Annotated in this window: 11 protein-coding genes; 3 read left to right on the forward strand and 8 right to left on the reverse strand. The window is 43.3% G+C overall.

From position 1 onward, the window contains the following. The first annotated feature begins 50 nt into the window (after positions 1 to 50). Together QT996_RS22400 and QT996_RS22405 are read left to right on the forward strand one after the other, a co-directional pair. A complete protein-coding gene (locus QT996_RS22400) occupies positions 51 to 341 on the forward strand; it encodes a Bro-N domain-containing protein (RefSeq protein ID WP_333049043.1) in 291 nt (96 codons plus the stop codon). Between the two features lie 15 nt (positions 342 to 356). Continuing rightward, on the forward strand, positions 357 to 554 hold the full coding sequence (locus QT996_RS22405; protein WP_333049044.1) for a hypothetical protein: 198 nt from the start codon (positions 357 to 359) through the stop codon (positions 552 to 554). 174 nt (positions 555 to 728) lie between these two features. Here QT996_RS22405 and QT996_RS22410 read toward each other — a convergent pair whose 3' ends face one another. The 4 genes from QT996_RS22410 to QT996_RS22425 form a co-directional block, all read right to left on the reverse strand. After that, positions 729 to 1055 carry a tyrosine-type recombinase/integrase gene (locus QT996_RS22410; protein ID WP_333049045.1) on the reverse strand — a complete coding sequence of 109 codons (327 nt, stop codon included), beginning with the start codon at positions 1053 to 1055 and terminating at the stop codon, positions 729 to 731. Between the two features lie 208 nt (positions 1056 to 1263). Then, positions 1264 to 1680: a hypothetical protein gene (locus tag QT996_RS22415; RefSeq protein ID WP_333049046.1), complete on the reverse strand. Its 417-nt coding sequence runs from the start codon at positions 1678 to 1680 to the stop codon at positions 1264 to 1266. Positions 1681 to 1780: 100 nt separating this feature from the next. After that, a complete protein-coding gene (locus QT996_RS22420) occupies positions 1781 to 2146 on the reverse strand; it encodes a tyrosine-type recombinase/integrase (RefSeq protein WP_333049048.1) in 366 nt (121 codons plus the stop codon). After that, positions 2094 to 2276: a hypothetical protein gene (locus tag QT996_RS22425; RefSeq protein ID WP_333049050.1), complete on the reverse strand. Its 183-nt coding sequence runs from the start codon at positions 2274 to 2276 to the stop codon at positions 2094 to 2096. The genes QT996_RS22420 and QT996_RS22425 overlap by 53 nt, the downstream gene beginning before the upstream one ends. A gap of 385 nt (positions 2277 to 2661) precedes the next feature. On the opposite strand from QT996_RS22425, the gene QT996_RS22430 reads away from it, so the two are divergent. After that, a complete protein-coding gene (locus QT996_RS22430; RefSeq protein ID WP_333049052.1) occupies positions 2662 to 2907 on the forward strand; it encodes a hypothetical protein in 246 nt (81 codons plus the stop codon). Between the two features lie 815 nt (positions 2908 to 3722). Here QT996_RS22430 and QT996_RS22435 read toward each other — a convergent pair. The 4 genes from QT996_RS22435 to QT996_RS22450 all read right to left on the reverse strand — a co-directional run bounded on the left by QT996_RS22435 (position 3723) and on the right by QT996_RS22450 (position 10266). Then, positions 3723 to 5216 carry a class I SAM-dependent DNA methyltransferase gene (locus QT996_RS22435; RefSeq protein WP_333049054.1) on the reverse strand — a complete coding sequence of 498 codons (1494 nt, stop codon included), beginning with the start codon at positions 5214 to 5216 and terminating at the stop codon, positions 3723 to 3725. Next, the gene (locus QT996_RS22440) at positions 5209 to 6801 is read right to left on the reverse strand and encodes a restriction endonuclease subunit S (protein WP_333049058.1); all 1593 of its coding nucleotides are present in this window, start codon (positions 6799 to 6801) and stop codon (positions 5209 to 5211) included. Before QT996_RS22440 ends, QT996_RS22435 begins: the two co-directional genes overlap by 8 nt. After that, on the reverse strand, positions 6801 to 9527 hold the full coding sequence (locus QT996_RS22445) for a DEAD/DEAH box helicase family protein (protein ID WP_333049059.1): 2727 nt from the start codon (positions 9525 to 9527) through the stop codon (positions 6801 to 6803). Before QT996_RS22445 ends, QT996_RS22440 begins: the two co-directional genes overlap by 1 nt. Positions 9528 to 9966: 439 nt before the next feature. Continuing rightward, complete coding sequence (locus tag QT996_RS22450; protein ID WP_333049060.1) at positions 9967 to 10266, reverse strand: hypothetical protein; 300 nt, start codon at positions 10264 to 10266, stop codon at positions 9967 to 9969. Between the last annotated feature and the right edge of the window lie 664 nt (positions 10267 to 10930).

Below are 10930 nucleotides of genomic sequence, written 5' to 3' on the forward strand. Positions count from 1 at the left end.
TTGTTGACTTTATTGGGCTTTTAGCTCGATCGACCACCACTCGAAAAGAGATGACAATTTTACAATTTCAGAAATTTTACGAACACAACATTAGAATCATCGAGATTGACGGGCAACCTTGGTTCGTCGCCAAAGATTTATGTACTGCTTTGGGCATCCGCAATTCGCGCCAAGCGCTAAAACGACTCGATAAAAGCGAGAAAATGCCTCTTTCTTACGAAGCTGTACGGGCGTGTAGTGACAACCCAGACACCAAAAGGCTTTCAGTCGTCTCCGAAGCGGGGATGTACTTCCTAATCTTCTCCAGTCGCAAGTCGGTGGCCAAAGAATTCCGTAAATGAGTATGTGCGGAAGTTTTGCCAAGTATCGCTAAAACCGGGCGCTATTTCTTGGGTGAAGAAGTTGCTCCTCCCCAGTCATTACTTGCTGAAACAGAATTATTAGTGACAAGAGCGCAGCAATTGGCACTCTGGGCGCGGGAACTGGCGGACGCGGAACAACTACAACTACAACTACAACAGCAACAGCAAAGAAGAATCAATCTAGGCCGTTAGTTCGATCGCCCGTAGCTCCTGACCATCTGGGACTGGAGCCACAATAAATACATTTAATACAGGCGATCGAACACTGTATTAAATGTATTTATTGCAATCCTCCGGGCGGGGCTGCGATCGGCGATCGACATCACATACAATAATTTTCTGATAGACAACCCCAAACCTTTGTTGCTAGGTCAGATATAGACCGCTAGAGTCATTGGGTTTCGCGTGTAAATACTTGCTGGTTGTCGCGACGCTAGCGTGTCCTAATGTTTGGCTAAGCAAGTGAATCGGGGCCCCACGGTTGAGCGCGTGGCTCGCGTGACAATGCCGCAACCAGTGGGCTGATGCTTTATCAGACAACCCAACTCGGATGGCCGCCGCCTTCACCATTTGAGTTACTGAAATTGGGTTCAGCCTGCCGCCGTCGGACTTCTTGCGGCTTCTGAAGATTGACTCAAGGTTGCCCGCGTCGCCGCGACTGTTCAGCAGTTCAGTGTATAACGACTTCGGCAACAGCACCACTTGCAAAAACAGGTACAAAGGGGATCGAGAAGGGCTCCAAAAGGGCCCTCCAAAAACACACAAATCTGCAATTTTCATACCGGATTCAGCAGTGGCAAAGCGACATCCGGTAATCCTGTTGAGTGCCGAGGCTCATCTCGCATAAGTCAGTGTTGCTTTAGGGGGTTCCGTTTCTCTAAAACAGGTTTAAATACTCATTCTATCGTTGAAAAAATCGGTCGTTTGAAGATGTTTTATGCAGCAACTGGTTGTAAACGGGAACGGTATCTGCAAAAATTTGGAGTCGAATTGTGTTTCGGTCTCCCCTTTGGAATGTGACAAGGTACAAAGTCTCTGTTCTTTCCTCACTGAATGGATATTGAGGTCGATCTACAGTTCCTCTTACTTCAGATCCTGAAGCGTTAATCTTTTTGCCGTTAACTCGATTGATTCCTTTAAAAACATAAGCTCCGGGTTCCCAACGAGAAAGCTTAACTGTCCATTCCTCTGAGGCGAATATTCCAGTTAAGAGTGGACAATTATTAATTTCATTATCATTAATTACCGAGAGTTTGCAAGGTTCAGCTTGTGTCAAATTAACAGGCTGTGACAAGGCGATCATCAATGGAAGAAACATAGGGTTTTATTTGTTATATTTACTCGTAACCGAGCGCTACGGTGTTAGGGAAGTTTTGGGTGTCGATCGCCCGTAAAGGGACGGGCAACTGTCAGCTCGCTCAGAACATCCCATCCAGAATTTCGGTAACATCTTGTTGGTCGCGGCCCCGATTGTCATCGTAAATCATTAAGGTGTCGAGCTTCCTGTGCCTGCTGAGTTTCTGAACTTTTCGCACATTCCCGTCGGTTGCATTCAGCGCCGCCGTAATAGCTGAGTGCCTTATCTGGTGAGGCGACATCTGCTTTTTGATGCCAGCATTTTCGCTGTGCCGGACAACGATTTTGCGGATGCCGTCCCCAGTCAAACGATGCCCCGCGTTGGCAAAGTCGAGGGCCGAGAACAGCGGGGCATCATGCGATTGGTTCGGGCCCCTAGCTTCCAACCAATTGGCGATCGCCTGCACCGTAGCAGCCCCCAAGTCCACTATTTCCGACGCTCGTGCCGCGCCCCTTGCCGAGAATCCGCAAAGTCCGAGTCACTGGCTCAAAGTCTGCTACGTTCAACTGACTGACTTCGTTGCGCCTCAAAGCATTACCCCACAACAGTCGGAGCAAAGCATAGTCGCGCTTGCCGGTTCAAGCGGATTGCCGAATGAACCAGGCGTGAGGCTTGATCGAAGCCGCCACCAAAAAAATTAGCTAATTTTTGTGTGCGCTAAAGTCAGGCATTTGCAGTATAAAATCAGGCGTTTGCAGTACAAAATCAGGTATTTGCAGGTATTTGCAGGGGCTGCACTCTACCTGTATTTACCCGAAAATATCCTGCAAATGCCTGAATTTGTCGGTCAAATTGCTGTTTTTTTGTGCAAGGACTGCCTTTGCTGGTTGAGGCTGGTTATGGCTGTTCTTTCTCGGTAGCAAGCAATGGTTTTGTCCGTACAAACCGGACTTTTACGTGTAGAAACAAAAATAATGCACCCTTATGAATAGGGCATCATAGGTGTTAAATAGCTTGATTTTTACCCGCTCTTCGACTGTGCCGATTGCTCACATTGCTCCTGCGGTTGTGGCGGTTTTTGTCGAGGCGATCGACGTGGGAAACCTGACAGCAGCCGATGTGGTGGCAGTTGTTGGCGTGGCAGAATTTGCAGAGTTTCAGCGACTTAGAGTTCTCCGGTTCCAGCCGGAAATCCAAAATCTAAAATCTAAATTTGCGGATGTGTCCGTCGTTCAAAAACGACTATGACCGATTGGACTCCACCGGGTGTTACCAAGGTGGTAACACCTTTGTAACTGGAATCGAGGCATCGGGTTTGGCTCGATCGTCTGACCCTGGATTTGTAGTTTATAAAGGCAGGTCAAACCAGAGCCGGGTCAAGTCGATCGCCCGATCGTCCTAGGAAAAAAGGGGGGGCAAAACTAATATTTATTAATATTTGCTCATATTTAGTAATAAAAAATTAATAAAAACTAACAAAAACTAACCAAAACTTACCCCCGATCGTCCCTTGGTGCTGGCACTGGTTGCCCCTCCCGTCCTAGGACTGAAGGGCGATCGGGGGTAAAAACGTAAAGTTTGTATAAATCAACATAAATCAGCAACAGTAATATGTAAAAAATATGTTTATTTATGCACTTACTGCGCCTGCGCCGGAATGGGAACCAGAACCGATCGACACAGTGGGCGGCAATTAAGCAAGCGCAACTTTAGCACAATGCCTAACTAATCCCCGGTAAGTCGGTAAGGATTGCGTTGGTTGATTTATTTTGACTTTATTTGACTTTATTTGACTTTATTTGACTTTATTTGACTTTATTTGACTTTATTTGACTTTTACCCTGATCGCCCGCAGCTCCTGACAATCTGGGACTGGGTGCGGACTAAATACACTTTTTACACAGTTCGCTCGACTGTGCAGTGTATTTAGTGTATTTATGGCAACTCCGGGCGGGGGCGCGATCGCATCCTAAATCGAGCGATTATTTTCTGGGCAAGGTTTGATTTTTTGCAACAGACGCTATAATTTTCGGGACAAAACCTCTACCGATTTTTGATTAAAGCTACTGTTCCAATAATTCAGTTTCTAACTCCACAGCAGGTTCTAGGTTACTATTAATACTTTGGAAGAGTTGCAAAGCGGCTGCTAAATCTTCGGCAATTTCTGAAGCCAAAACATCCGGTGTGGGAAGGTTGTCAGAGTCTTCTAAACTTTCATCCTTGAGCCAAAAAATATCCAGGCTGACTTTATCCCGTTGGATTAGTTCTTCATAACTAAAAGCTTTAAATCGTTCACTTTCTTGACGGTTATGGCGATTTTCGGCATTAAAGCACTGGATAAAGTCTTGTAGGTTCTCGGCACGTAAAGGATTAGTTTTAAGGGTGAAATGCTGGTTGGTTCTAAAGTCGTAAATCCAGAGTTTTTTTGTCCAAGGTTCGGCGCTGGCAGGTTGGCGATCGAAAAATAAAACATTCGCTTTCACCCCTTGAGCGTAGAAAATTCCTGTGGGCAATCTCAGGAGGGTGTGTACGTCGCATTCGTGAAGTAATTTTTTCCGAATGGTTTCTCCTGCACCGCCTTCAAAAAGCACGTTATCAGGTACAACAACCGCCGCTTTACCCTTAATTTTTAACAGGGTTTTGACGTGCTGGAGGAAGTTTAATTGTTTGTTGGAAGTCGTCGCCCAAAAGTCATCCCGACGATAAGCAATTTTTTCTTTATCAGCTTTACCATCATCGTTGAAAACTGTGATGCTACTTTTTTTGCCAAAAGGGGGGTTAGTTAATATCAGTTCAAAGCGTTCTCCCAAATTTGCCATTAAGCTATCTTTGGCTTCGACGGGGCTTTCATCGCCACTAATGCCGTGTAAATGCAGGTTCATAGCACATAGGCGCACGACTCCATCCGCCACATCGTAGCCTTTAAAGGTCTGATGTCTGAGAAACTGCTTTTGACCTTTATCGAGTTGGTAATGTTTGTTCAGGTAGTCATGGGCAATCAGGAAAAAGCCACCAGTACCGCAAGCAGGGTCACAAATACGCTGTCCTGGTTGGGGACGCATGACTTCTACCAGGGCTTTAATTAACGGTCTGGGGGTGAAATACTGCCCCGCGCCGTTTTTGGTATCTTCGGCGTTCTTTTGCAGCAGTCCTTCGTAAATTTCCCCTTTTACGTCAATATCTAACCCAATCCATGTTTCTGAGTTAATTAAATCAATGACTCGTTTAAGTTTGGCAGGGTCTTGAATTTTGTTTTGGGATTTACGGAAAATTACCCCTAAAAGTCCTTTTTCTTTCCCTAATTTTTCTAGGGTATGGCGGTATTGAATTTCTAAAGCATCGCCATTTTTTAACCGTAAGGTTTGCCAGTCGTATTCTTTTGGAATTGTAGAAGGTTTGCCCAATGCTGGGGGAAGTTGGGCTTGTTCCTCTACCATTTTTAGAAATAACAAATAGGTAAGCTGTTCTACATAGTCGCTATAGCTTACGCCGTCATCTCTTAGGACGTTGCAGTAATTCCAAAGTTTTTGAACGATGGTAGATGATATGTTACTCATTAAAATTTAACTCTAATTGTATTGCTGTAGTTGGGGATTTACGAGGTTGGCTAGATTTAGTTTTTGATTTATTTTTGGTTTTTTTCTCAGCTTCGATTTTGGTTTTTTCGGCTTTAATCCATTCTAGCAGTTTTTCGGCGGGTTCGTCGTTGGGGTCTTGGGGGACGAGTTGGCCTTCAAAGGCTTGTTTTAAGATACTTTGGCGGAGTTTTTCAGCACGTTTGAGGTTTGCATCTATGGTTATTTCGAGTTGATTTGTTACAGAAAATAGGCGTTCAAGTTCTTCAATTATTTCTTTTTGCTCCATTAATGGAGGAAAAGGAACTAAAATAGCCTTTACTATACCTGTGTTTAAATTAGGCTGTGCTGCGCCTTGATTAATTGCACGTAATTGCTTTGTAATGCTTAAAAGCAAGTAATACAAATATAGTTTGATAGGATAATCAACGTGCAGTAAAGCCACAGAACCATCATTAATACATCCGCCAATTTTCGTAATTTTGGGAACTCCTAAAGTAGCCCCACTATTGGTTAGAAGTAATGTTTCTGGTTCTATATAACGACTTGCTGCTTTTCCGGCTTCTGTTACAAAGTCGGATACAGACATTAAATAAGGTTGAGTATCAGCAGTTAAACAACCTACTGTAATCCAAGGTATATTGCCACCAAAAAATTTAGGATCGCCAGCAGGTCTAGGTGAAGCACCTCTCACGACTTCAGATAACTGCTCTAAGTTTACCCAACACCACCCATCAGGTAATTCAGGTAAATCAGAGGTGTAGGGTGCAACAGGTTCTTTATATTTCAGCTTCCAACTGTCATCCTTGGGGGTTTTTCCCTGTGCTTTCATTTTGGCCAGTTGTTCGGCTTCCCACTTCTCGCGTCGCTGCTTGAGGATGTGATCGCGTAACATTGAAGCAGGTTCTAATTCCCCTTGATTCGCTTTCCGCCATTCTTTAGTTAAATTTCCTTCAACTGCGGCTTTTAACACCGCATGACGATAGCGTTTTAATTTGGCTTTTAGCTTTTTAAGTAACTCTACCCCTGCATCAAGTTCGGTAAATAGTTCCTCAATTTTGGCAACGATGCGATGTTGTTCAGGTAGTGGAGCAAAAGGAATCTTTGTAGATTTAATAATTCCTAAATTTAAATTAGGCTGTACTCCACCAGAAGATAAACATCTAATATCATCGTAATTTTTTTGAAGGTAAAATTTTATATAGGGTTTAAGCTCCAAGACATAATCTTCAAAGATTAATGCTGCACAAGCTTGATTGGTAGCTGCATTAATTAATAATTCAGATACCTTACCTCTAGTTTTACCCTCCCCATACATAGCTATAAGTAGAGTATGGATAGGAAAAACTTTACAATTAGTCTCTTTTAAAGCTAATTCTGTTATTTTTTCATCTGCTTGTTTGATAAACAAATCATTTAAAGCACTACTTGTTACCCAAGGTATTGTCCCTGACTCATAATATTTTTTTTTACTCCTGAGAGGAGTGGCCCCAGTTTCAATGTTAGCTATTTCTCCTATCGATGCCCAGACCCAACCCTTCGGCAACTCATACAATTCCTCACCCATTACGCTGCTAACACCTCATTCAACTCATCCAAAATATCCATTAAATCATTTCCAAATAATTGATACCCCTGAAACGCTTCTTGGGGCATTTCCTGTAAATCCTCTACATCAATCCGCACACTCGTAATAATATGCTCCTTAATCTTTTCCAACCAACGAACCTGCTCAGAACTAAACTTTTTACCCATTAACCACTGCTGAAACTTCTCCTCAAGCATCACCGAGAAAGGTTCTAACGTTTCCGTTTCCCCCATCGCAAAGCGTACCAGAGAAATGATATCTGTCAACAGCTTTTGTACTCCTGCACCCCTAACCTTATCCGCTTCCAACTGGCTGTAAGCTTGCCATAACTTTTCCGGTGTCAAGCTGCGGGGCGGACGTTCCAGGGCATTCGCTAACTGCTTAATCTGCTCGTAGGTTAACCGTCGCTGACCGTAAGGCTGATTATACAGGATTTGCAGCGCCGTGATCTCATCCTTATTCGCTTCCACGAACTCCCGAAAACTCTGCACCATCCCCATCGCCTTATCCCTAGCAGTGGTATCAAACCCCGCCGCTAAGACGACATCCTGACTGAGTGTATCAATAATCTGCTCGTTTTTACTCTTAATCTCCTTCAGCAAATTCCGAAATTGAGGGTTATCAAACGGTTGACAAGCTTGGTTAACTAACACCTCAGCCGCTTGCTGTTGTTGTGCTTCTGTTGGGTTTGGGTTTTGAAACAGCTTCACCGCCTGTTCAATTTGTCTATCTGGATCGAGAGCATCGAGTAAATCTCTAGTAATCTGTTGAATAGACTTACCCCCAGCAACGCTTTTTAATTCCGTGTGTTCATCCGCATTCAGTTTTTTCTCAAACTTTGCCAACCTTCCCGCCAAAGACATTAGCGTGTCTTCATCTCGGACATCCGTTGCAACACTTTGGAGTAACACATCAAAAGGAACACTTCGCTTTCTTTCCAAAGGTCGAGAATCCGTTTTATCTGACTCACACACCCCTACCACATCCACAATCACGAATTGTTCTTTAACTTCAGCATCCGGAGTAACAGCTTGAAAATCCGTTGAATTAATCGTGCGAGTTCCTCGTCCTTTCATCTGCTCAAAATAAATCCGCGATTTCACATCCCGCATAAAAATTAAACATTCCAGAGGTTTAATATCTGTTCCCGTTGAAATCATATCAACCGTAACAGCAATGCGAGGATTGTAAGAATTGCGAAAACTGGCGATTAAATCTTCAGTTTTTTCTCCTGTAGTGCGATAAGTAATCTTTTTACAAAACTGATTGCCTTTGCCAAATTCCTCCCGCATAATTCGCACAATATCTTCAGCATGGGAATCATCCTTAGCAAAAATCAAAGTTTTGGGAACATCAGTTCTACCAGGGAATATCTCCGTAAATAATCGCTCTTTAAACGTGCGAATTACCGTGCGAATTTGGTCAAAAGCAACAACAGACTTATCCAACTCCTTCCTAGTATAACTTAAATCCTCATCCAACTGTAGCCATCTAAGTTTACGAGTTTGACGATTTCTTGTATCAATATAAAACCCCGAATCGATAGTGCTACCTTGTTCCGTAATCTGAGTCCGAATCCGATAAACTTCATACCCTACATTCACTCCATCAGCTACCGCCCGTTCGTGAGGATATTCCATCACCAAATTCTGATCGAAAAAGCCAAAAGTTTGCTTTGAAGGCGTTGCCGTCAATCCAATAATAAACGCATCAAAATATTCTAACACTTGCCGCCAAACGTTATAAATAGAGCGGTGACATTCATCGGTAATAATAAAATCAAAGGTTTCAAGGGGAATCTTGGGGTTATAAACAACATCCTTGGGTTGCAGGTTTTCCTCGTTCCCATCAAATAGCGAGCCTTCCTCATTTTCCGTCTCAAACTCAGCCTCTCCCCTCAACATCGAATAAAGGCGCTGAATCGTAGTAATACAAACTTTATTCACCGGAGCAATTGTGTTAGAACTTAACAACTGCACGTTATAAAGTTCAGTAAACTTCCGCCCATCATCAGGAGTAACATACTGCTGAAATTCCTTCTGGGTTTGCTCTCCTAAATTCTTCCTATCCACCAAAAACAAAACCCGTTTCGCCCCGGCAAATTTAATCAGCCAATAGATAAAACTAACAGCCGTATAAGTTTTACCCACCCCCGTTGCCATTTGAATTAAAGCTCTAGGGCGATTTTGCTTAAGCGAATTAAATAAACCGGAAATAGCTTCTTTTTGGCAATCTCGTAAATCCTCTGTCTCAATTACTGGTAAATGCTGCAACCGTCCTCTAAGGGTGTCCGGTTCGCTTAACCATTCCTGTAACGTTTCCGGTTTGTGGAAAGCAAACACCCGTCTGGAGCGATAATCTGGATCGCGAGAATCTCGAAAATAAGTTTCTGTACCAGTGCTTTCATAGATGAAGGGTAAAGGTTTCTGATGACAGACGAGAGTTTTAGGCAAGTTAAACGAATATTTATCTGATTGTATTTCTACACCACTGAGGGTTTGACCTACAGGTTTCGCCTCAATTACCCCAGCCGCTTTGCGGTTAATGAATAGCAGGTAATCCGCAAAACCAGACTTTAGGGGATATTCCCGCACTGCAATTCCTAACCCTGCACCCAAGTTGATTTGTTTATTGTCTTGAACTTGCCAACCTGCATCCGAGAGAAGTTGGTCTATAATTTGTCTAGCTTGTGCTTCTGGTTTCATGAAGAAGTTCAATCTCTACACTACCTCAAATATACATTGCGATCCTTACTCGATTGCCGTGCTGGAAACAACCTAAACCCCTATCAAGGTTGAAACTCCTTCATTACTTACTGCGTTACTGCAAACCGTCGCAAAAAAACCTAAACCCCTATCAGGGATTGAAACTTGACACACTTTGATTCCTGTTGATTCCTGTTTTTGCGCGGTTTGCACAGCAACTGCACTGTCAAAATCTAAAATCTGAATCTAAAATCTGAGATTATTTGACCAAAAAGAGCGGCCGATGTTCTGTTGGCTGTCGGCAAGTGCGATCACCCGGATGTCGCCGAAGGAGTTTAAATTTTGACCTCCTCACGTCGATCGGGCTTTCCGTACTGCACCACAAAAAGCGCGATCGCCTTGCCGCCAGACACACTCCGGCAACTGGCGATCGAACCTCTTACTGCTCTGCTTCAGGTTTGGGTTCCTTTGGTTTTTTCTCAAAGACTTGGATACTTGGGTCTGATAGCACAAAGCCGTTAGGGGTTGATTCACCCATCTTGCCACCGATAGCAGCAACCCACATGGGATAGTTGGCAGCAGCATCCTCAAGCTTCTTCCATATTTTGGGCTTAACACTAACGGACACTATCCGACCGTCACAGTCAAGCTCAAAGGTTTTCCAGTTGTCTTTGTTAGTCTGTACGTTGTTCGGTAGTTCGTTGATTTTGATGATGAGTTCGAGCTTGCCAAGTGTCATAGGTGGATTTGTGGTTTTTCTGGTACGAGAGTCAGCTTTGTATATTTTCCAGCCTAGGGGTTGAAACCGCTACTGCTTCATCAGGGCGGGCGTATCGAAAAATTTAGGTCAGGATACTCTCATATCCTGACTACTAACCCAACCCCTCCAGCTTTGATAAGTTTGCTTTGTTATTCATTACCGTTTCCATAAGTGACGGATGCCAAAGTTAAACCAACCATTTCCATAAAATGCTGTCAAATCTTGAGTGGTGTAATTGGGAGTGGAGAAAATGGGTATACTGAGTTCATTTTGGAACAGCAAAAGATTGTCAAATCTTGAGTGGTGTAATTGGGAGTGGAGAAAATGGGTATACTGAGCTCATGTTGGAACAGCTTACACCATAAGCTATTTAGGATAAAAGCCATGAACAAAACACTCTCTGTCAAATCTTGAGTGGTGTAATTTGTAGTGGAAGAAATGGGTATAGTGAGCTCATGTTAGAACAGCTTACACCATAAGCTATTTAGGATAAAAGCCATAAACCAAACAATCTCTCTTAAATCTTGAGTGGTGTAATTTGTAGTGGAAAAAATGGGTATGCTGAACTCATGTTAGAACAGCTTACACCATAAGCTATTTAGGATAAAAGCCATAAACCAAACAATCTCTCTTAAATCTTGAG

The organism is Microcoleus sp. S13C4 (assembly GCF_036700865.1).
GTDB lineage: Bacteria > Cyanobacteriota > Cyanobacteriia > Cyanobacteriales > Microcoleaceae > Microcoleus.